The sequence below is a fragment of the Mycobacterium hainanense genome (assembly GCF_041890355.1).
Classification (GTDB): Bacteria; Actinomycetota; Actinomycetes; order Mycobacteriales; family Mycobacteriaceae; genus Mycobacterium; species Mycobacterium hainanense.
This window is the reverse complement of sequence record NZ_CP169059.1, coordinates 4,971,468-4,993,470: the sequence shown is the minus strand read 5'-3', so window position 1 is coordinate 4,993,470 and position 22,003 is coordinate 4,971,468. Positions and strand designations below refer to the sequence as shown.

General features: G+C 68.1%; 18 protein-coding genes and 1 tRNA gene. 9 read left to right on the top strand and 10 right to left on the bottom strand.

Going from position 1 to position 22,003, the window contains the following annotated elements; all coding sequences use genetic code 11:
- Positions 1–3: 3 nt before the first annotated feature.
- The 3 genes from grcC1 (at position 4) to ACEL92_RS23475 (ending at position 2,488) form a co-directional block, all read left to right on the top strand.
- On the top strand, positions 4–1,020 hold the full coding sequence (gene grcC1, locus ACEL92_RS23485; protein ID WP_374022985.1) for a nonaprenyl/(2E,6E)-farnesyl/geranylgeranyl diphosphat synthase: 1,017 nt from the start codon (positions 4–6) through the stop codon (positions 1,018–1,020).
- A gap of 72 nt (positions 1,021–1,092) precedes the next feature.
- Positions 1,093–1,947, top strand: a complete 855-nt coding sequence (gene htpX, locus ACEL92_RS23480) for a zinc metalloprotease HtpX (RefSeq protein ID WP_374022984.1) — start codon at positions 1,093–1,095, stop codon at positions 1,945–1,947.
- 139 nt (positions 1,948–2,086) lie between these two features.
- A complete protein-coding gene (locus ACEL92_RS23475; protein WP_374022983.1) occupies positions 2,087–2,488 on the top strand; it encodes a type II toxin-antitoxin system HicB family antitoxin in 402 nt (133 codons plus the stop codon).
- Here ACEL92_RS23475 and ACEL92_RS23470 read toward each other — a convergent pair.
- From ACEL92_RS23470 to ACEL92_RS23455, 4 genes are all read right to left on the bottom strand, one after another.
- Positions 2,454–4,016 (bottom strand): SulP family inorganic anion transporter, encoded by a 1,563-nt coding sequence (locus ACEL92_RS23470; RefSeq protein WP_374022982.1) that lies wholly within the window; start codon positions 4,014–4,016, stop codon positions 2,454–2,456. The two genes, ACEL92_RS23475 and ACEL92_RS23470, sit on opposite strands and share 35 nt — an antisense overlap.
- 246 nt (positions 4,017–4,262) lie before the next feature.
- Positions 4,263–5,288 carry an NAD(P)H-dependent glycerol-3-phosphate dehydrogenase gene (locus ACEL92_RS23465; protein WP_374022981.1) on the bottom strand — a complete coding sequence of 342 codons (1,026 nt, stop codon included), beginning with the start codon at positions 5,286–5,288 and terminating at the stop codon, positions 4,263–4,265.
- Between the two features lie 41 nt (positions 5,289–5,329).
- Positions 5,330–6,814, bottom strand: a complete 1,485-nt coding sequence (locus ACEL92_RS23460; RefSeq protein WP_374022980.1) for a flavin-containing monooxygenase — start codon at positions 6,812–6,814, stop codon at positions 5,330–5,332.
- A gap of 24 nt (positions 6,815–6,838) precedes the next feature.
- Positions 6,839–7,330 (bottom strand): YajQ family cyclic di-GMP-binding protein, encoded by a 492-nt coding sequence (locus ACEL92_RS23455; RefSeq protein WP_067749264.1) that lies wholly within the window; start codon positions 7,328–7,330, stop codon positions 6,839–6,841.
- 69 nt (positions 7,331–7,399) lie between these two features.
- Between ACEL92_RS23455 and ACEL92_RS23450 the strand changes: the two genes are divergently transcribed.
- Positions 7,400–7,483: transfer RNA gene (locus tag ACEL92_RS23450), tRNA-Tyr, on the top strand.
- Between the two features lie 8 nt (positions 7,484–7,491).
- On the opposite strand, the gene ACEL92_RS23445 is transcribed toward ACEL92_RS23450, so the two are convergent.
- On the bottom strand, positions 7,492–8,412 hold the full coding sequence (locus tag ACEL92_RS23445; protein ID WP_374022979.1) for a DMT family transporter: 921 nt from the start codon (positions 8,410–8,412) through the stop codon (positions 7,492–7,494).
- An 82-nt stretch (positions 8,413–8,494) separates the two neighbouring features.
- Complete coding sequence (locus ACEL92_RS23440; protein WP_374022978.1) at positions 8,495–9,364, bottom strand: oxidoreductase; 870 nt, start codon at positions 9,362–9,364, stop codon at positions 8,495–8,497.
- 86 nt (positions 9,365–9,450) lie between these two features.
- Between ACEL92_RS23440 and ACEL92_RS23435 the strand changes: the two genes are divergently transcribed.
- The 5 genes from ACEL92_RS23435 (at position 9,451) to ACEL92_RS23415 (ending at position 17,056) form a co-directional block, all read left to right on the top strand.
- Complete coding sequence (locus ACEL92_RS23435; RefSeq protein WP_374026353.1) at positions 9,451–10,437, top strand: retinol dehydrogenase; 987 nt, start codon at positions 9,451–9,453, stop codon at positions 10,435–10,437.
- A 447-nt stretch (positions 10,438–10,884) separates the two neighbouring features.
- Positions 10,885–14,124: a thioester reductase domain-containing protein gene (locus tag ACEL92_RS23430; protein ID WP_374022977.1), complete on the top strand. Its 3,240-nt coding sequence runs from the start codon at positions 10,885–10,887 to the stop codon at positions 14,122–14,124.
- Positions 14,125–14,143: 19 nt separating this feature from the next.
- Positions 14,144–15,052 carry a metal-dependent hydrolase gene (locus ACEL92_RS23425; protein WP_374022976.1) on the top strand — a complete coding sequence of 303 codons (909 nt, stop codon included), beginning with the start codon at positions 14,144–14,146 and terminating at the stop codon, positions 15,050–15,052.
- 15 nt (positions 15,053–15,067) lie between these two features.
- Positions 15,068–15,970, top strand: coding sequence for an alpha/beta fold hydrolase (locus ACEL92_RS23420; protein ID WP_374022975.1), 903 nt, complete (start codon positions 15,068–15,070; stop codon positions 15,968–15,970).
- Positions 15,971–15,973: 3 nt separating this feature from the next.
- Entirely contained in the window at positions 15,974–17,056 is a 1,083-nt protein-coding gene (locus ACEL92_RS23415) for a 2Fe-2S iron-sulfur cluster-binding protein (protein ID WP_374026352.1), read from the top strand.
- Between the two features lie 17 nt (positions 17,057–17,073).
- Here the strand turns inward: ACEL92_RS23415 and ACEL92_RS23410 are convergent, their stop codons facing one another.
- The 4 genes from ACEL92_RS23410 to ACEL92_RS23395 all read right to left on the bottom strand — a co-directional run bounded on the left by ACEL92_RS23410 (position 17,074) and on the right by ACEL92_RS23395 (position 21,995).
- Positions 17,074–18,423: a hypothetical protein gene (locus ACEL92_RS23410; protein WP_374022974.1), complete on the bottom strand. Its 1,350-nt coding sequence runs from the start codon at positions 18,421–18,423 to the stop codon at positions 17,074–17,076.
- Positions 18,424–18,526: 103 nt separating this feature from the next.
- Positions 18,527–19,765: a cytochrome P450 gene (locus ACEL92_RS23405; RefSeq protein WP_374022973.1), complete on the bottom strand. Its 1,239-nt coding sequence runs from the start codon at positions 19,763–19,765 to the stop codon at positions 18,527–18,529.
- Between the two features lie 153 nt (positions 19,766–19,918).
- On the bottom strand, positions 19,919–21,112 hold the full coding sequence (locus tag ACEL92_RS23400; protein WP_374022972.1) for an MFS transporter: 1,194 nt from the start codon (positions 21,110–21,112) through the stop codon (positions 19,919–19,921).
- Positions 21,099–21,995, bottom strand: coding sequence for an NYN domain-containing protein (locus ACEL92_RS23395; protein WP_374022971.1), 897 nt, complete (start codon positions 21,993–21,995; stop codon positions 21,099–21,101). Before ACEL92_RS23395 ends, ACEL92_RS23400 begins: the two co-directional genes overlap by 14 nt.
- Between the last annotated feature and the right edge of the window lie 8 nt (positions 21,996–22,003).

Genomic DNA, 22,003 nt, shown 5'->3' with positions numbered 1-22,003 from the left:
CGGGTGAGTACTCCGGCGACGGTGGTGGCGGGCATCGACTTCGGCGACCCGGGCTTCGCCGCGACGGTGCGCGATGGTGTCGGGCGGATCGAACAGCTCATGGACACCGAGCTGCGCAGCGCCGACGAGGTGATGACCGACTCGCTGACGCACCTGTTCAAGGCCGGCGGCAAGCGATTCCGGCCGCTGTTCACCGTCCTGTCCGCCCAGATCGGGCCGAACCCCGACGCGCACGACGTGACGATCGCCGGCTCGGTGATCGAGCTGGTGCACCTGGCGACGCTCTACCACGACGACGTGATGGACGAGGCGGAGGTGCGCCGCGGCGCGCCCACCGCGAACGTCCGCTGGGGGAACAACGTCGCGATCCTGGCAGGCGACTACCTGTTTGCCACGGCGTCGCGGTTGGTGTCGCGGCTGGGGCCCGAGGCGGTGCGGCTGATCGCCGAGACGTTCGCCCAACTGGTGACCGGGCAGATGCGGGAGACGCGCGGCCTGACCGGACCGGCCGAAGGGACGGACCCGATCGAGCACTACCTGAAGGTGGTGTACGAGAAGACCGCCTGCCTGATCGCCGCGGCGGGCCGGTTCGGCGCCATGTTCTCCGGCGCCGACGCCGAGCAGGTGGAGCGGCTGAGCCGGCTCGGCGGCATCGTGGGCACCGCCTTCCAGATCTCCGACGACATCATCGACATCGACAGCGACTCGCACGAGTCCGGCAAGCTGCCCGGCACCGACGTGCGTGAGGGCGTGCACACGCTGCCGATGGTCTACGCGCTGCGCGAACCCGGGCCCGACGCGGCGCGGCTACGCCAGCTGCTGGCCGGGCCCATCGACGACGACGAGGCGGTGGCCGAGGCGCTGGCGCTGTTGCGGGCGTCCCCGGGGATGGCCAAGGCCAAGCAGACGCTGGCCGAATACGCGGGGCAGGCGCGCGACGAGCTGGCCCTGCTGCCCGATGTCCCCGGCCGGCAGGCGCTGCAGACGCTGGTCGACTACACGATCAGCCGGCACGGTTAGCGCGTCGGGGGAACCTTGCCCGCAGGTTCAAGCGTTCAATGAGCGATAGTTGACGCTCCAAGGAGGACACCGATGACCTGGCATCCCCATGCCAACAGGCTGAAGACCTTCGCCCTGTTGGTCGGTATGTCCGCGTTGATCGTGTTTGCGGGCTCGCTGTTCGGCAGGACGGCGATGTTCCTGGCGGTGCTGTTCGCCATCGGCATGAACGTCTACACCTACTACAACAGCGACAAGCTGGCGCTGCGCGCCATGCACGCACAGCCGGTATCCGAGCTGCAAGCGCCGGTGATGTACCGGATCGTGCGCGAGCTCGCCACCGCTGCGCACCAGCCGATGCCCCGGCTGTACATCAGCGACACCAACGCGCCCAACGCGTTCGCGACCGGCCGCAACCCGCGCAACGCCGCCGTGTGTTGCACCACCGGCATTTTGGAGATCCTCAACGAACGTGAGCTGCGCGCGGTCCTGGGACACGAGCTGTCCCACGTCTACAACCGCGACATCCTGATCTCCTGCATCGCCGGAGCGATGGCGTCGATCATCACCGCCCTGTCCTACGTGGCGATGTTCTTCGGCGGCAACCGCGACGACGACGGCAATCCCTTTGCGCTGCTGCTGGTTTCGTTGCTGGGCCCGATCGCCGCCACCGTGGTGCGCTTGGCGGTGTCACGGTCGCGCGAGTACCAGGCGGACGAATCGGGTGCGGTGCTGACGGGCGACCCGCTGGCCTTGGCGTCGGCCCTGCGCAAGATCTCGGGCGGCGTCCAGTCCGCCCCGTTGCCGCCGGAGCCGCAGCTTGCCAGCCAGGCGCACTTGATGATCGCCAACCCGTTCCGCGCGGGCGAGCGGATCGGGTCGCTGTTCTCGACGCACCCGCCGATCGAGGACCGCATCCGCCGGCTGGAGGCGATGGCGCGCGGTTAGCCGACGCATGATCGCTTCGCGCAATTTGATATCGCCCGCGATATCAAATTCGACGAGCACCTAATGGTTCCGGAGACAGCCGAGTGTCTGGGGATGAGTGACTCCCGGATTTGATAGCGCCCGTGCTATCAAATCCCGCGTGAGCCACTACACTTACCGAGCCCAGTGGTTGCCCGACTACAACGAATACCTAGGCGTCTGTGTGGAATTGCCGTACCTGAGGCGTGAGGCACCAACAGCCCCTCAGGCCGTGGCCGCCATCGAGGAGGCCGTCACCGAGCATGTGGAGGTTCTGCGCGCCTGCGGCGATTCCATACCGGAACCGCTGTCGCAGCGCCGCTACAGCGGGAGATTCCTGGTGCGGACCTCACCGGAATTGCATGGCCGCCTCGCGCTGGAAGCCACCGAGCAGGGTGTGCCGATGAACCAGTGGATCGTCGAAGAAGCTGAGCGGGAGGGCGCCCAGCAGCACCTTCGGGCTCTCCGGGTGGGATTGAGCACGCCAATCAGGCGGCGGCCTCCGGCCGTTCGGGGTCGATGACGTCGCTCGCATTCCCTCGAGCGGCATGGCCCGTCGCGAACGTTCCGCGGATGTTGACGGTGCCGCCGTTGGCCTCGTGCTGGAGCTGCCAGTCGCTGATCGTCTGATGCGCCGCGTGGTCCAGGTAATGCACCGAAAGGGCCACCGTGACAACGGTTCCAGCGGGAACCGACGCCAGCACGCGGGTGAGCCTCGGCAGCGCCAGGAAGGTGCAGGCGGCGCCCTCGATCTGCACCCGCCACTCGTCGTTGACGGAGGTGGCCTCCACCTTGGCCCGGATCACCCGCCAACCGGTCAGCGCAATCGCCAGCGCCAGGCCGATCATCACCCCGTGCAGCAGATTGAGGAAGACGACGCTGACGGCGGTCACCAGGTACACGGCGAGATCGCCGTGCTTGCTCGCGGTTTCGATGTGGGCGGGCTTGAGCAGCTGAACGCCGATGACGATGAGCAGGCCGGCGAGCGCGGCGGTGGGAATCTCCTCGACCAGCTCGGCGAAGGGAACCGTGAACAGCAGGATCCACACGCCGTGCAGGAAGGCCGATGCCCGCGACTTGGCGCCGGCGTTGACGTTGGTCGAGCTGCGGACGATCACGCCGGTGACCGGCAGGCCGCCGATGGTGCCCGACACCATGTTGGCGGCGCCCTGCCCGAACAGCTCGCGGTTGAAGTCGGTGCGGGGCCCGTTGTGCATCCGGTCGACCGACACCGCCGACAGCAGGCTCTCGACGCTGGCGATGAGCGCGACGGTGATCACGCCGATCGCCACCGCGCCCCAGCCGTCGTGCGGAAGGTCGGGCAGCTGCAGCGCGTCCAGCGGCGACCCCTCGAGGTCGATCCGGCGCACGTGGAACGGAAAGACGACCGAAACCACAGTCACGACCACGATCGCGACCAGCGGTCCGGGAACGCGGCGCACCTTGTCGGGAACCCACCGCCAGCACACGAGGATGGCGATCACCAGTGCGCCCAGGATGACCCCGGGCCGGTGCGCGCCGATGATCTGGCCCGGCAGCTCGATGACGTTGTGCCATGCCGTGCTCTTGGATTTTCCGCCCAGCAAGACATGCGCCTGTTGCAGGGCGATCGTGATGCCGATGCCGGCCAGCATGGCGTGCACGACCACCGGTGAGATCGCCAGCGCCGCCCGCGCGACGCGGCTGAGCCCCAACAGCACCTGCACGGCGCCCGCGGCTACCGTGATGAAACACGTTACGCCCCAACCGAAATCCGACACCAAGTCGGCGACCACCACCGTCAGCCCGGCCGCCGGGCCGCTGACCTGTAGCGGCGACCCGCCGATGGCGCCCACCACGATGCCGCCGACGATGGCGGCGATCAGGCCGGCCAGGACCGGCGCGTTGGACGCGATCGCGATCCCCAAGGACAACGGGAGGGCGACCAGGAAGACGACCAGCGACGAAGGCAGGTCGTGCCGGATGATCGATCGCACCTTGTCTTTGCGGTCTTTGCGTGAGCGCTCACCCTGATCGTGAGGTTGGTTGCCGAGCTTTTCGATGTTCTGCATCGGTCGCTTCCCTCGTTAGGTGTTAGCGGGGGACGTTCCGATATCCGCACCGTCTTGCGCTGTATTACGTCGGCGTAAACTCTTGGCGCACAAACGGTTACGACCCGGCCGGACCCACTCTGGCACGACCGGGAACCCCTGGCTGCTGCATCGACGGTATTTTGCTGGCAAACCGAGGGTCAAGCGGAGGGGCTGGGCCCATATGGAATGCAAAGATTTGAATTTGCCCGGTGTCAGACGGCCACGTCAGAAGCCCGAACCGTGCACCTCGTGGCCCGGGACTTCGGCGATCAGGCCGCTGTACGCCTGCTCGACGGTCGAGCCGTGATTGATGACCCCGTCGACCTCGCGCGCGATCGGCATGTTCAGACCGAACTCGTTGGCGAATTCCATGATCACGCTCGCGGCCTTGACGCCCTCGGCGACCTGGTTCATCGAGGCGATGATCTCCTCGATCGGCTTGCCCGCACCGAGTTGTTCACCAACGTGCCGGTTGCGGCTGCGTTGGCTGGTGCAGGTGACGATGAGGTCGCCCAGGCCGGCCAGGCCCGGGAAGGTCTCGGGGTTGCCGCCCACGGCCACTCCCAGCTTGGTCATCTCGCGCAGCGCGCGGGCGATCACCATCGCCCGCGTGTTCTCTCCGATGCCGATCGAGTAGCTCATGCCGACGGCGATCGCATAGACGTTCTTCAGCGCGCCCGCCATCTCCACCCCGATCACGTCGTCGGTGGTGTACACGCGGAATCGCCGGGTGCGGAACAGCCCAGACAGCCGGGTTGCCAGGTGCTGGTCGGGCATCGCCAGCACCGCCGCGGCCGCGTAGCCCTCGCCGACCTCGCGGGCGATGTTCGGCCCGGCCAGGATGCCCGCCGGGTGACCGGGCAGCACCTCCTCGACGATCTGCGACATCCGCATGTTGGTGCCCTGCTCGAGCCCCTTGACCAGTGACACCACCGGGACCCAGGGCCGCAGCTCCTTGGCAAGCTCCGTGAGGACGCCGCGAAAGCCGTGCGAGGGCACCCCCATGACGAGCACGTCGGCGCAGTTCGCCGCCTCGGCGAAGTCGGTGGTGGCGCGCAGCGTCTCGCTGAGAATCACGTCGTTGCCGAGGTAGCGGCTGTTGCGGTGGTGCTCGTTGATGTCGTTCGCGGTCTTCTCGGAGCGCACCCACTGCAGCGTCGGTCCGCGGCGCGCACAGATGGACGCCACCGTGGTCCCCCAGGAGCCGCCACCGAGGACAACGACGTTGGGTTCACGCTTCTGTGCGGCCATGGCGATCAGCGTATTGCCGACATCGAAGATTTAGAAGCAGTTCACCCGGCGAGTGCCCGGTCGGACGTCCGGCCGAACACCATCGACTCCTCGATGCGGTCGAAGCGGTAATCGATGGCGTCGGCCAGGTAGTTCTGCCGCACGTTCCAGGGTCGCTTGGTTCCCGACTTCGGGAGCGCATGCACCGAGCGCAGCACGTAGCCGGCGTTGATGTCCCACGACGGCTTCTCGGTCATCGGCTCGTTACCGCGGTGCGGGTAGGCATGCGTGTAGCCGTGAGCGGCCATGTGCGCCAGCAGCTTTGCGGTCGCCCGGGCGGTGATGTCGGCGCGCAGCGTCCACGACGCGTTGGTATAGCCGACGCACCAGAACAGGTTGGGCACGTCCTCGAGCATGTGCGCCTTGTAGACGAAGCGGTCGTTGGTCTTGATCTCGTTGCCGTCCAGGCTGATCGCGGTGCCGCCCAAGGCATGCAGCTGCAGCCCGGTGGCGGTGACGACGATGTCGGCGTCGAGGTGCCCGCCGGATGTGAGCGCGATGCCCGTTGCGTCGAAATGGTCGATATGGTCGGTCACCACCTCGGCGCGCCCGGCGCTGATGGCGTTGTACAGGTCGGCGTCGGGGATCAGGCACATCCGCTGGTCCCACGGGTTGTACCGCGGTTTGAAGTGGGTGTCGACGTCGTAGCCGGGCGGCAGGCTGGCGATCGCCTTGCGCCGCAGCAGCCACCGCACCAACCCGGGCGCCTTGCGGGACAAGGCGAAGAACACCGCCTCGGTCAGCGCGCTGTACAACCGGACAACCAGGTGGGCGGGCTTGCGCGGCAGCACTTTCCGCGCGACGGCGGCGACCTTGCCGTATTTCGATGCCGAGACCAGATAGGTGGGCGAGCGCTGCAGCATGGTGACCTTCGCGGCCCGGTCCGACAGCGACGGGAGCAGCGTGACCGCCGTGGCCCCGCTGCCGATCACCACGATCTTCTTGCCGGTGTAGTCCAGGCCTTCGGGCCAGTGCTGGGGATGGACCACGGTGCCGCCGAAGGCTTCGATGCCCGGGAACTCGGGGGTGTACCCCTCGTCGTAGTTGTAGTAGCCGCTGCCGAAGAACAGGAACCGGCCGCGGTAGAGCTTGCGTGCGCCGTCCTGCTCGACGGTGACCGTCCAGGTGTCGGTCGACGAATCCCAGTCGGCCGAGCGGACATGGCTGTCGAACCGGATGTGGCGGTCAATGCCGTACTTGCGCGCCGTGGCGGCCAGGTACTCGCGGATGTGCACGCCGTCGGCGACGCCCTCCTTACGGGTCCACGGCTCGAACGGGAAGGACAGCGTGAAGATGCTGCTGTCCGAGCGCACCCCGGGGTAGCGGAACAGGTCCCACGTGCCGCCGATCTGCGCCCGCCGCTCCAGGATGGTGTAGCTCAGCTGCGGGTTGCGTTCGCTGATCCGGTAGGCCGCATCGATGCCGGAGATGCCGGCGCCGACGATGATGACGTCGGAGTAATCGGCTTCGGTTGGGGTCATCGCCATTGAGAACCTCGCTTTTCTCGCGGGCTACCGGTAGTTCACGAACTGCAGCGCGACGTCCAGGTCGGCCTGCTTGAGCAGCGCTTGGACGGCCTGCAGGTCGTCGCGTTTCTTGCTCGTGACGCGGATCTCGTCGCCCTGGATCTGCGTCTTGACGCTCTTGGGCCCCTCGTCGCGGATCAGCTTGGTGATCTTCTTGGCGTTCTCGCTGCTGATGCCCTGCTTGATGGTGCCGCTGACCTTGTACGTCTTGCCGGAGGACTGCGGTTCGCCGGCGTCGAAGGCCTTCATCGAGATGTCGCGGCGGATCAGCTTCTCCTTGAAGACGTCGACGGCCGCCTTGACGCGTTCCTCGGTGGACGATGTCAGCTCGATTGCCTCGTCGCCCTTCCACGCGATCGTGGTGTCGGTGCCGCGAAAGTCGAAGCGGGTGGCCAGCTCCTTGGCGGCCTGGTTGAGTGCGTTGTCGACCTCCTGGCGCTCGACTTTGCTGACAATGTCGAACGATGAGTCCGCCATTCGATCCGTCCCTTCATCCGGTGATGGCCGTTTGTGCTTTGTCTACCCCCTCGTTGTAACCTGTCTGGCGGCAGGTTGCCCGAGCGGCCAATGGGAGCGGACTGTAAATCCGTCGCGAAAGCTTCACAGGTTCGAATCCTGTACCTGCCACCAAGCTTCACTCAGAGGGCGGGTTTCACGGCTTTCGGCTCGTCGGCGATTCTGACGTCGCGCCCGGCGCCCGCCGACACGGTGGCGGCCTCGCCGCGAGCCAGCCCCACCGTCGCGACGATCACCAGCGCCGCGGCCACCGCCAACACCACCCAGTCGAAGCCGTGGGCGTCCAGCGTCTCACCGAGCACGGTGATGCCGAGGACCGCGCCCACGATCGGCTTCGCGGCGATGATCGTCGGCAAGGAGGCGGTCAAGGCGCCGGCGCGGTACGCCGACTGGTGGATCACCATCCCGGCCGCCCCGCAGAACACCCAGCCGTACACCTCCGGTCTGGTCCACAACTGGTCTGGGTTGTGTTCGAGGATGTCGACGACGCCCTTCATCAGCACCGCGAAGACGGCCAGCAACGAACCGGCGACCGCCGCGAGCAACAACGCCGCCACCGGGCGGTCCGACCAGATCCGGGCGCCGGCCATTGCCAAGAGCAGCGGCGGGGCCATGGCCAGGGCCACGATCAGCCATACGTGGGCGGCGGCGCGCTCCTGACCGCCCGCCGGCTGGCCGACCGCGATGACGACCACCAGCGCCGCGGTCAGCACCACCGCCCACAGCCACTCGGGGCGGGTGACCGGGTGGCGGCTCATCCGCGCGTAGATCGGCAGCGCGAACAGCAGTGACGTCACCTGAAGCGACATCACCAACAGCACGGAGCCCTGGTCCAGGGCGGCGGCCAGCAACACGTAGCTGGCGATGTCGCCGAGACCGCCCATCCACCACCGGGTATCGCGCAACAGCATGCCGAACAGGGCGAGGTGGCCGACGGGTTTGTCGGTCACCTCCTGCGCCGACCGCTGGCGAACCACGTTGCCGACCGCCGACGCCAGCGCGGCGCACAGCGCAAGGATCGCCGCAATATCAGCCCTGGACATGGGGCACCTCCTTGCGGCGACGACGCGTCACTGACTTGTCACCAATCTAGTCGGGCTACGGCAAACCGCCCGCCGAGCGCGTTCATAGCGGGAAGGCGGTGCCCGTGAGCTGCTCGGACAGGTTCCACAGCGCCGCGGCGGTGCCCGCCCGCTTGGCCGGCCAGTTACGCCAGGTCGGCTGGGTGCGGCCATACAGACCGAAGCGCGGGCCCACGAAGGTGTCGCCGGGCAGATCCTGCGAGACCGCAAACAGCGTCTGCCTGGCCCCGAAGTCGGCGTCGGTGGACACGATGCGGTCGACGGCCAGCACCGCCGCGTCGCCCAGCTTGCGTCCGGAGTTGCCCTGCAGGTTCGTGTGCGACCAGCCGGGGTGGGCGGCCAGCGCGCGCAGCGCAGAACCGACGGAGTCCAGGCGTCGCTGCAGCTCGCTGGTGAACAGCAGGTTGGCCAGCTTCGACTGGCTGTAGGCCAGCCACGCCGAATACGGCCGGGATCGCCAGTTCAGGTCTTTGAGGCTGACGTAGCCGAAATGGTGCATCAGCGAGGACACCGTCACCACCCGGTCGGTGAGCCTGGGCAGCAGCAGGTTGGTCAACGCGAAGTGGCCGAGGTGGTTGGTGCCGATCTGGCCCTCGAAGCCGTCGACGGTCACCGCGTGCTTGGTGGCCATGATGCCGGCGTTGTTGACCAGCACGTCGACCGTGTCCATTTCGTCGGCGAAGCGCCGCACCGAGCCCAGGTCCTGCAGGTCGAGGTGGCGCACGTCGACGTCACCGGCCATCCTCTCCGCGGCGGTCTTGCCCTTCTCGGTGTTGCGCACGGCCAAGACGACGCGGGCGCCGACCCGGGCCAATTCGCGGGCGGTCACTTCCCCCAGTCCGGCGTTGGCGCCGGTGACCACGACGGTGCGTCCGACGAAGGAGGGCAGGTCTGCTGCGGTCCAACCAGGCATGCAGCCCACCCTAACTACGCGATGCCACCCACCGGAACACCGCAGGTATCGTGCGTGGGATGGCCAATGGAACTCCGACGCCGCGGATGTATTTAGGGGTCATCGTCAATCCCCTCGCGCGCCGGAACCGCGGGGCGCCGGGCGATCGCGTCGCCGAGTTGCGCCGCATCGTCGGCCCGTGGGGCGAGGTTCACGAGACCGCCTCGATCGAGGAACTGGGCAAGACCCTGGACGGGCTCTACCCGCGGGTCACGCACCTCGTCGGCGACGGCGGCGACGGCGCGCTGCACTGGCTGATCAACGAAATCGAGCGCTGCGAAGGCGATCCGGAGCGCTGGCCGGCATTCGTGCCGTCCAACGGCGGCAGCGTCAACGCCGTCGCGCGCAAGGCGCGGGTGCGGGGGCGGCCCGATGCCATCGTCCGCGCGCTGGTGGCCGCCGCCGAGGCCGACCGGCCGCCGCCCGAAACACGTTTGGACACCCTGCAGCTCGACGGCGAGACCGCGGACGGCGCGGCGTTTCACCGCCTGTGTTTCGGGCTGGCCGCCGGGGGAGTCGGCAACCGCTTCTACGACATGTATTACGGAAAGCCCGACCACGGCCGGACAGAGGTCGCCCGGGTGATCGGTCGCTCGTTCCGCGATTACCTCGCGTCCAAGGTCGGCCGTTCTCCGGCCTCCAGTTACTCGTCGGTGCTGTTCACCCCCACGCACGCCCGGGTCGTCATCGACGGCGAGGAGGTGCCGTCGCGGACGCACCGGGTGCTCCACGCGGGCGCGATCGACCTGCGGATCGGGGGACCGTTCCGGCTTTTCCCGAAGGCCGAGAATCCCGGCGCGCTGCATTTCCAGGCCGGCGAGATACGCCCCTCCAGGATCGTGGTCCAGCTGCCCGCGGCGCTCACCCACGGCACGCTGCGCGGCCGCGGGGTCCGCGACGTCAATGGCCGCGAAATGATCATCGAGGCCGACGGGGAGCCGCTCTCGCCGATCATCGACGGCGAACGGTTCGTCGGCATCACCCGACTGGTGGCCCGGGCCGGCCCCCGCATCCGGGTCGCCCAGGCGGGCTGACTCCGTAGCTCAGTAGGTCAGCAGCGGGGACAACGCGTTCACCGTGGCGCATCTCACTTTCGCCCGGGGAATGCCCAGCTCGGTATTGGCGCCCTAATCGCCTTTGCGGTGCGGATACGAAACGGACTTGGCATGGCGCAGGATGTGTCGCACGACAATTCATGATAATTGGAAATACGTAACTCAGTACTCGCACTTTTACGGACACCACACAGCATAAAAAAGCTGGTCAATGCGGCAACTGAAATACTGAAGTCCGTAGTCACGGATTCCATGACCTGCCGGACTGGACGGCGGTAAAGCCTATCCTGTGAGATTAATGTGTGGTGGTCAAAAATGGTTGTCAGCCTTTGCCTGATATATAGGTGCGGCGTTACATTGGGCGTTACCAATTGCTCCAAAAGTTCTTATCGCTCATAGTTGACCCGGAAGGGGGTGGCTCCTGCGATGGAGACGCTCATAGACCATCTGCACCTGCGCGAGGCCCAAACACCGGACAAGACCCTCTTCCGCTTCGTCGACGACGAGGGCCGCGAACTGGAGCACTACACCTACCGGGGTTTCTCCGAGCGGACGCGCGAGCTGGCCGCGTACCTGTCGACGGAAGCCGGCCTGCGGCCGGGTGATCGAGCGCTGCTGGTCTACCCGCCCGGGCTCGAAATGATCGCGGCGTTCTACGCCTGCGCGCGCATCGGGGTGATCGCGGTGCCGGTCAGCCCGCCGCTGCCGATGTCGTTCGAGTCGGGTCTGGCCAAGCTGAGCTTCATCGCCCGGGACTGCCAGGCGAAGGCGGTGCTGTCGACCAAGCAGTTCGAGTACGACTACCGCCTGCTGCTCAACCACCTCGACGGCGGCTCGCCATGGCCCGACGCCCAGCGGCCGCCTGAGCTGCCCTGGTTCGGAACGGACGGGACGCAGGAGTTCGGCGGCGCCCACGTCCCCGACACCCCGGGGCCCGTGCTCTTCCTGCAGTACACCTCCGGCTCCACCAGCGACCCGAAGGGTGTGGTGGTCAGCCACGCGAACGTCATCGCCAACGCTTCGGCCTTCGCGGGCGGCGAAGTGCTGGTGAGCTGGCTTCCGCAGCACCATGACATGGGCCTGATCTCCGCCTACCTCTTCATCCTGCTGGTCGGCGGCACCACGCACGCCATGTCGCCGCTGGACTTCCTCAAGCGGCCGTCGTCGTGGCTGCGGCTCATCAGCGATGTGCGCGCCACCCACACGCCGGTGCCCAACTTCGCCCTCGAGTTGTGCCTGCGCGAGGACAAGCTGCCGACATCCGAGCTCGCCGGACTCGACCTGAGCAGCTTGGAGAACATCGTCGTCGGCGCGGAGCCGTTGCGCGCCAGCACCTTTGCGCGCTTCAGGGAGCGTTTCGCCCCCTACGGCCTGGATCCCAACGCGCTCACCGGCGCCTACGGCATGGCCGAGAACACCCTGATCGTCTCGCTTCGCGGGCGCCAGACCCTGGCGCTGAACAAGCGCGCGCTGGAGCGCAACCTCGCCCGGGTCGAGAAGGCTCAGCCGGAGAACAACAACCAGGCCCCGGTGGTGAGCTGCGGTAAACCGATCGACGGCAACGTGGTCCGCATCGTCGATCCCGAAACCGGCGAGGCACTCGGGGAGGGCCGCGTCGGCGAGGTCTGGCTGGACGGGCCGTCCAAGGGCGGCGGCTACTGGAACCGCCCCGAGCTCACCGCCGAGGCGTTCGCGGCTCGTATCGCCGGCGACACCGAGCACAGCTTTCTGCGAACCGGCGACCTCGGCTTCCTCTACGAGGGCGAGCTGTTCGTATGCGGCCGCAGCAAGGACCTCATCATTGTGCGTGGCGTCAACTGCTACCCCTCGGACATCGAGGGCATCGTGGAGCGCTCGGCGCCGCAGGTTCGCGGCGGCTGCGTCGCCGCGTTCGCGGTGGAGCGCGACGACCAGGAGGTGTTGACGGTGGTGGCCGAGGTCCGGGACGCGAACGCGCTGCCGGACGGCAAGGCGCTGGCGCGGGCCATCCGCCGGCACGGCCACATCGACCCGCACACCATTGCCTTCGTGCCGCCGCACAGCATCCCCAAGACCACCTCGGGGAAGATCAGGCGGTCCTCGACGCGTCAGCTCTGGCTGGACGGCGAGCTGCCCGTCCTGTCGAGCTACACGCATCAGGCCCACGAACGGACGGAGACCGATCCGGGCCCGCTGGACCGGTTCCGCAACCTGATCGAGAGCTACGACCTCACCGGCGAAGAGGACTGCTCCTTCGCCGATCTCGGCATCGACTCCCTGGCGCTCGCCGAGCTGCGTGCCGACCTGCAGGCCCTGCTGGAAGAGCACGGTGCGGGGCAGCTGGCCGAGGAGGTCAACACGCGCCTGCTCCAGCGCCTCACGGTGGCCGAATTCTTCCGGCTCATCCGGCAATTCGGTGAGGAGTCGGGCCAGCCGCTCGATGCGCTGCGCCAAGCGCTGGATCAGATTTCGACGGAGTATGAGGCCTACGAGGTCGCCCGGATGCGGGCCGACGCCCAGCTGCCCCTGCCGGCGTTGCCGCCAGCGCGCTCCGGCGCGCCCAGCGACATCCTGTTGACGGGCGCGACGGGGTTCCTGGGGCCGTTCCTGGCCGCCAGCCTGCTGGGCCGGACGTCCCTGACCGTCCACGCGCTGATCCGCGCCACGGATTCCGCGCACGGGCTGGACCGGATCGTCGCGTCGCTGCGCAGGGCCCGGCTGTGGACACCGGCCCTGGAAGCGCAGGTCCGCGCGCGGGTGCGCGTGGTTTGCGGCGACCTCGCCGAGCCGCAGCTCGGCATCGGCGAGGAGGGGTTCCGCGACCTGGCCGAGAGCGTCGACGCCATCCTGCACAACGGCGCCCTGGTCAACTACGTCCGGACCTACGACGCCCTGCGCCCGGCCAACGTGCTCGGGACGCACGAGCTGCTGCGCCTCGCGATGACCGCGCACCGCAAGACCTTCCACCTGGTCTCCAGCACCTTCATCTACGGGTGGAGCGTCAAGCCGGTGGTCGGGGAGTCCGACGCCAACCTGGAGATGAACGCCCTGGACTTCGGCTACTCGCAGACCAAGTGGGTGGCCGAGCAGCTGGCCTTCGCCGCGCAGCGGCAGGGGCTCGACGTGCGCATCTTCCGGCCGTCGCTGATCTCGCCGACCAGCGCTGGTTTCGGCAGCCAGGACGACATCCTGGTGCGCACCGTGGCGTTCATGATCGAGCACGGCATCGCCGCCAACGCGCTCAACCAGCTCAGCCTGCTGCCGGCCGACCTGATCGCCGATCACATCGTCGCGATGATGGATCTGCCGTCTGATGCGGGCACGGTGTTCAACATGACCGCGGACGACTACTACAACCTGATGGACATCACCCGGGTGTTGTCCGAGCGCTACGGCTACCGCTTCGACTACCACGACATCCCGGCGTTCGCCGCCGAGATGAACCGTCGATGCACGACGCGGGACCCGATCTATCCGCTGGTCGACTTCCTCACCCGGTCGGCGGACAAGATCGCGGCGATGCGGGACAAGCGCTACGGCAACTCCCAGTACCAACGTGCGCGCGAGCTGGCCTCGGTCCGCCTGCGTGAGCCGGCGCTCACCGACACGGTCGAGAACCTTGTCCGGTTCTTGCGCAGTGAGCGCCTGATCACCGAGGCTGAGGTCGAGGCGCAACGCAGCGCTTAATCACCCAAGGGGGTCTTCCATGTTCACCGTCGACGACCAGGCGACGGGCCCGCATGACGCATCGCTCGACCACGAGCGGATCGTCCTGCAGGCGCGCGACGTCGAGTTCGACTGGGCGACACTGCCGTTCTACTACGTGCCCAATGAGCCCTTCACCACCCACTTCTGCAACGTGCTGCACTTGCTGCTGCCCGCAGGCGAGGAGTTCATCGTCGACGCGTTCAAGAACGCGTTGCCGCTGATCAAAGACGATCAGCTGCGGCTGGACGTGCAGGGCTTCATCAGCCAGGAGGCCATGCACTCGCAGGCACATGCCGGGGTGCTGGACCACTTCGCGGCCAAGGGCGTCGACGTCACGCCCTTCACCGACCAGATGGCCTGGCTGTTCTCCCAACTCATCGGGGACCGGCCCGGGTGGGGCCGGCGGCGCCGACAGAGCTGGCTGCTCGAGCGGGTGTCGATGGTGGCGGCCCTCGAGCACTACACCGCCATCCTGGGCGAGTGGATCCTGGACACCCCGCAGCACGACGCCTTCGGCACCGACCCGGTGATGCTGGACCTGCTGCGCTGGCACGGCGCGGAAGAGGTGGAACACAAGGCGGTCGCGTTCGACACCATGAAGCACCTGCGCGGCGGCTACTGGCGCCAGGTGCGCACCCAGCTGCTGGTGACGCCGGCGCTGCTGTGGCTGTTCATCCGGGGCGTGCGGTTCATGTACTCGGTCGACCCCTACCTGCCGCCGGGCACCAAACCCCGCTGGCGCGACTATTTCAGCGCGGCGCGGCGAGGCCTGGTGCCCGGGCCGTTCCAATTCCTGCGGGTCATCGGCGCCTACTACACGCCGAGTTTCCACCCGTCCAAGCTTGGCGGGGTGGGCCGCGCGGTTGACTACCTGGCCCGCTCGCCCGCGGCCCGCGCGGCGCACTGAGCTTCGGAGGCACGAATGACCCAGTGCAGCACCGTAATCGCGTCCGACGGCGTGTCGCTGGCCGTCCACCCCTACTCGCAGATCCACCCGGACCGCCCGACGATTCTGGCGGTCCACGGCTACCCCGACAACCACCACGTGTGGGACGGCGTCGCCGACGCGCTCGGTGGATGCTACAACTTCGTGGCCTTCGACGTCCGGGGCGCCGGCGATTCATCGAAGCCGGCGAGGCGCGCGGCATACCGCCTGTCGCAACTGGTTTCGGACATCGACGCGGTGATCGACAGCCTCGGGGTGGGCGAGGTACACCTGATCGCCCACGACTGGGGTTCCATCCAGGCCTGGGCGGCGGTCACCGACGAGTCGGTGATGGGCAAGGTCGCTTCGTTCACGTCGATCTCCGGCCCGCACCTGAACTATGCGGGCAAATTCTTGCGGTCCGCCCGCTCACCCCGCGGCGCGTTCGACGTCCTCAAGCAGGCGGTCGCCTCCACCTACATCTGGTTCTTCCTGTGCCCGGGCGTGCCGGAGTTGGCGATCTGGTCCCGGGCGACCGTGGCGGTCTTCGCGGCGGTCGAACTGATCGGCCGGCCGCGCCGGACCGGTCGACGGCGCGCGGCGGCCACCCGGTCGACCCGCGACTACGTCAACGGGCTCAACCTGTACCGCGCCAACATGCCCGGGCCGTTCCTGGCGCCCGGGAATGAGCTGCCCCAGACCAAGGCGCCGGTGCAGGTGCTGGTGGCGCGCCGCGACTATTTCGTCTCGCCACCCCTGCAGCGGTTCACCGGCTCGATACCGCCCAACGGCAGGGTCGTCGAAATCGAGGGCGGGCATTGGGTGGTGTCCTCCCATCCCGAGGTCATCGCCCGGCTCACGAGCGAATGGGTCGATCAATACGCCATTGGGCAGACATAGGATATTGCTGTGGCACAGACGATTTGGAGCAGCAGGCCCGCCGATTTGTACGGTCGCCGCAAGCGCGACCGCCTCTATACGGCGTTGTGGGGGGTGGGCACCCTGTTCGGGGGCTTGGCGTCGGCGTCGCGCTGGGACCCGTCGCGGGTGGTGCCGGTGCGGCGGGCCACCACCGCGGTGGTCACCAAGCGCGAACTGCTTTCGCCCGACGTCGTCGCGCTGACGATCGCCGACGCACATGGCGGGTTGTTGCCGTCGTGGACTCCCGGCGCGCACATCGACATTCGGCTGGCTTCGGGGCGCCGGCGCCAGTACTCGCTGTGCGGCCCCCCCGGGCGGCGCACCGACTACCGCGTTGCGGTGCGCCGGATCGCCGATGGCGGCGGCGGCTCGATCGAAATGCACGACACCTTCGATGTGGGCGACACGATCGAATTCGAGGGGCCCCGCAACGCGTTCTATCTGGTCACCGACGAGCGCGAGGTGCTGTTCGTGATCGGCGGCATTGGCGTGACACCGATCCTGCCCATGATCTCACTCGCCCAGCAGCGCGGGATTGATTGGCGCGCCGTGTATGCCGGCCGAAGCCGGGAGTACATGCCGCTGCTCGACGAGGTGTTGGCTGTCGCGCCGGAGCGGGTCACCGTGTGGGCCGACGACGAACGCGGCCGCATGCCCGCCGCCTCCGAATTGCTCGCCGATGCCGGGCCGACGACGGCCGTCTACGTCTGCGGCCCGACGGCCATGCTGGAGTCGGTGCGCACGGTGCGCGACCAATACGCCGACGCGCCACTGCATTACGAACGATTCGGGCCGCCGCCCGTCGTCGACGGCGTCCCGTTCGAGCTGGAGCTCGCCCGTTCGCGGCGCGTGCTCAGCGTGCCGGCGAACCGCTCTGCGCTCGACGTCATGCTCGACGGCGACCCGACGACCGCCTACTCCTGCCAGCAAGGCTTCTGCGGCACCTGCAAGGTGAAAGTGCTTGCCGGGGAGGTCGATCGCCGCGGACGCGCCGCGGAGGGCGACGGCGAAATGCTGGTCTGCGTCTCGCGGGCCAACGGCGGTCGCTTGGTGATCGACGCCTGAAGTCGCTGCAGCCGGCCTCAGGTCCAGGGTCCGGGGAAGTGCCCGTCCTGGTCCTGCACCATCACGATGTCCTTGCAATCGCCGTTCAGCGCCACGGCATTCTCGCCGCGGCATATCAACGTCCAGCCAGAGATCCGCGCGAAGGGCCGGACCGACCAGGTGGTCGCGATCGGATCGGTGGCGGGCAGCGCGAGGACGGCGAACGTGTTGCCGACGTTGGTGATATAGAGGTGGTCTTCGAAGAACGCCACCTTGGCGATCGACATCTTTTTCGCGTCGTCGCGGGTCTTCAGGAAATCCCACTGCTGGCTGCGCAGGTTCCACACCCCGAAGCCGAACGGGGAACTGTCCGAATCATGGCCGTCGACAAACAGTTTCCCGTCGGACAAGGTCGCGGACAGCCCGCCGCCGGGAATGCGGTCGGAGTCGCCGACCTTGATGACGGCCTTCGCGTTCAGGTCGTAGAACATCGTCGACAGGACCGGCGGGTTGTAGGAATCCCAGCGCGTGATCTTGACCAATCTGTTTGGGCCGTCGGATAATTCGGCGTCCACGCTGCGGATGTCGTTGTCCTGATAGATCGCCTCCCCGCTGGGCCGGCGCAGCTCGGCGCCCGAACTCTTGGCGGGGTCGGTGTTGCGCTGGAACGCGAGGACGTCCTGCCAGGCGCGCCCCGATTGCGGATCGTTCCACGGCATCGACAGGTCGGTGCCGGACAGGATGACGGTCCGCGGAGGCGAATTGGGGGCGTGCCCGTCGGTGAAGGCGTTGATCCACGCCACGCCCGACGCGGTCGAGGACAACGACCAGTCCTTCGGCGCGGTCAGCTTCAAATCCGGTGTCGGCGGCTGCAGCTCCTTGGTCGCCAGCGGTTGGCCCGCCTTGAAGTCGTAGGCGTACGCGGTCGCCTTGGTGACGGCGGCTTGTTGGGCCTGGGCGGGCTTGACGGTCGTGACGATGTAGACGACGCGCATGTCCTCCGCCGTGCCCGTGAGCGCGCAGATCGCGCCGGTCAGGTTCTCGCCGGCGGGAACGACCGGGAGGGCCGGCGCGACGTATTGCCCGGTCTTCGTATCGAATATTTTCGGGCGGATGTCGTCGAGCGCGGATTTGCTGGCGGAGAATTTCTCCGGGCATCCGAAGTACGCCGTTCCGCCGTAGATCTTCCAATCCTTCTCCAACGGACCGGTGATGGGAGCGGGCGCGGCGACGGCGCTGGGGGCGGTTTTCGCCGAAGAAGTCGAGGTGGTGGGCGTCGCCGCGGGAGGCGACGCGGTTTCCGAACACGACCCGAGGGCCAGGCAGGCGACCAGCGCGGCGAGGGCAGGCCCACATTTGAGCACAGTTTGCCCAGGAGACGCACGCATCAAAAACCCCCGTTAAGTTCGTGTAACCAGTGAGCGTAAAGCGGGCCGGCAGCAACCGCGAGTCGGGTCCGGCGGTCTACGTCACACCGCGCCCGCCGGCCGGTTATCGGTCGAACTCGATGGGCAGGCTCTTCGGGCCGCTGAGGCTCACCATCGGCTTCCACGGGACGGGCCCGGCGGTGCGCGGGTCGAGCAGGCGGCCCGCGATGACGGTCAGCGCTTCGGCGATCTCGCGGCGGGCCAGGTTGGCGCCCAGGCAGTAGTGCACACCCCCGCCGAAGGTCAAGATGGGCGGGGCGCCCTCGCGGGTGATGTCCACCCGGTCGGGGTCGACGTACACCGCGGGGTCGCGGTTGGCGGCGGCGGTGTTGACCAGGACCATCGTGCCGGCGGGAAAGAGGTAGCCGTCCAGCTCGGCGTCCTCGACCACCAGGCGCAGGGTTCCGCCCGCGATCGGCGAGTGGCGCATCGTCTCTTCGACGGCGCGCATCGCCAGCTCCGGGTGCTCTTTGAGCAGTGCCCATTGCTCGGGGTGCTCGCAGAGGACGTGCACCGACGCCGCCACCTGGTTGCGGGTGGTATCCGTCCCCGCCAGGAGCAGGCCGCCCGCGAGCATTCGCAGTTCGGCGGTGTCGAGCCGGTCGCCTGGAAGGGTCGGGTCCTCGGCGCGGATCAGGTCGGAGAGCAGGTCGTCGGTCAGGCTGTGCCGCCGCCGGGCCACCATGTCGTCGACGTAGTGGTCGAGCTCGCCCCACGCGCGCATCACGACGGGCTCGACCTCCCGGATGTCGACGCTGAAGCTGAAGGCCTTGAAGACGTCGTCCGCCCACGAGGAGAACAGGTGCCAGTCCTCGCGCGGGGCGCCGAGCAAGGCGCAGATGATCGGCACGGGGTAGGGGCGGGCGAGGTCGGCGACGACGTCGCACCGGCCCGCGTCGATGACGGCGTCGACGAGCCCATTCATCACGGTGACCATGGTGTCGTGTAGCCGCAGGGTCGCGCGGGGGGTGAACGCCTTGGACGTCAGGCTGCGCAGCCGGTGGTGCGCGTCGCCCTCCAGGCACAGCAGGCTGTTGACCACCTTGTCCCACAACGGACCGGACGTCACGCCCTGGGCGAGCAGGTTGATTCCCGGCGGGATTTGGAATCGCGCATCGCGGAGAACGGAGCGGACCAGATGGTAGGAGAGGATCTCGGGACCGTGCGGGCCCATGGCGACCGGGGCGTGCCGCTGCGCCGCCTGGAGGCGGGGGTAGACCTCGGCGGGGGTTTCCTCGGCGAGGTACGCCAGCGTCGGCAGGTCGGCGTCGAAAACGCTTGTGGGGGCGGTACCGACGGCCATGACGGTCTCCTCGAGGTCGCGCGAGCAACGCGCTCGCGACAACTTTCACACAATGTATGACCGGACTACGGGGGTGTCAACGATATTGCGGGCCAGGACTAGGCGCCCGCCATACACTGGGGCCAATGTGTGTGGTGGTCGTGGTCGGATGGGTTACGCGTTTCGCGTCACGCCGACCAGCCGGCCGCCGATCAGCAGGACCGCGAACACGCCGCCGGCGATCCCCGAAATGAGCAGTGGCAGTTGGCCGTTCGAACCCCACAGGGCGCCCGCCCACAACCCGGCCACCAGGACGGCCAGGCCCACGGCACCCTGGAAGACGCCCTGCGCGCTCGCCTGATGCCCCGGGTCGACCAGCCCTGAAATCCACGCCTTGCCGACGCCGTCAGTGCACCCGGTGAACAGCCCGTAGGCGCCGATCAGCAGCCATGCCGTCACGGCGTCGGTGGTCAGCCCCAACCCGACGTAACCCACCGCGAAGAAGGCCAGCCCGATGCCGAACAGCGCCGGCCTGCCGATGCGGTCGGCAAGCGCTCCGGCCGGGTAGCTGGCCAGCGCATACACCGCGTTGCAGCCGACGTAGGCCAGGATCACCCCGACCACCGAGAAGCCAATCTCGTTGAGTCGCAACAACAACAGCGCGTCTGGGAAATTGACCACGCTGAAGGCCACCAGGAGTGCGGTCACCCGCCAGTATGGTCGCGGCAGCGAGCGCACACCCGCCCACATTGACTGCCGCCGCTCCCGGGGGGCGGGGCGCCCCCGCTCGCGCACGCCGAAGACGAGCGCCGCCGACAGGATGGCGGGCACGATGGCGACATACAGCAACGGCGCGATCCGGTGGTCCAGCAGCTGGTAACCCACCAGCCCGAGCAACGGACCGACGACGGCGCCGAGGGTGTCCATCGCGCGGTGGAAGCCGAAAACCCTCCCGCGCAAGGCGTCGTCGACGCCATCGACCAGTAGCGCGTCGCGCGGTGCGCCACGAATGCCCTTGCCGAGCCGGTCGACGACGCGACCTGCCAGCACGCCCGGCCACGCCCCGGCCACCGCGACGATGACCTTGCCGAGCGCGGCCATGCCGTAGCCGGTGGCGATCAGCGGGCGTCGGGCGAACCTGTCACCGAGCGGCCCCGACGCGAGTTTCGTCAACGAGGCGGCGCCTTCGGCCGCCCCCTCGACGGCCCCCACCACCGACGGGGGCGCACCCAGGACGGCCGTCAGGTAAATCGGCAACAGGGGATACAACAGTTCGCTGGCGGCGTCCTGCAGGAACGACACCCCGGAGAGCACCCCGACGTTGCGGGTGAGCCAGTGCGGCGTCGCGTCGGTGTCAGTCGTGCGCACGCAGCCGCACCTTCCGCGTCGTCGACGTCTCGTCGAGCTCGACGACGTCGGACCGCGACCGCAGGAAATCGCTGAACGACCGGAATCCCAGCGCCCGTTCGCTGAACGACGGGTCCATCCGCTTCATCTGGGCCTTCACCGCGGAGTTGTGCAGCCAGTCGACGTCGTCCCTCTCGAGGCCGATTTGCAGCGCGCGCGTCAGCAGCGCCGTGGCGGCGGCCTGCGGATCGTCCGGCTCGGGTTCCCCGGGCGGCGCCTCCTTGGCGCGCCCGGAGCGCCGCTTCGCCGGCTTGGCCTCGGCGTCGTCCGCGGCGGCGGGGGCTGGTTCCAAAGCCGGCACGCCCGGCAGCGAGTCGTAGATGACGAACTCGTCGCAGGCCGCCGCCAGCGCCCGGCTCGACGCGCCGGCCACCCCGATCCCCACCACGTAGCGGCCGAGCCTTTTGCAACGCTGCGCCAGCGGGATGTAGTCGGAGTCACCGGCCACGATCACCACATGGGTGAGGTCGGGCAGCCGGAACATGTCTTCGACCGCGTCGACGGCCAGCCGGATGTCGGCGCCGTTCTTGCCGTAGGCCGCCGCGGGGAACAACTGCACCAGGTCGACCGCGCGGGCCACCAGCTGTCCGCGATACCCCACGTTGATGTCGGCCGACCAGTCCGCGTAGGCGCGGGTGAGCACCAGCGTCCCGAACGACGACGCGAAGTCGAGGACGGCGCCGACGTCCACGGTGGCCCGCCCCAGCCGCTCGCCGTACTGTTCGAGCCCCTTGGCCTTGTCCCGCTGGAACGAGTTACGACCGTGGACCTGGTCATATCGCGAAATCACGATGTTGTCGAAGTCGAGGTAGACGGCCACGCGGGCCGCAACCGGTTCGGTCATGCCCTAGA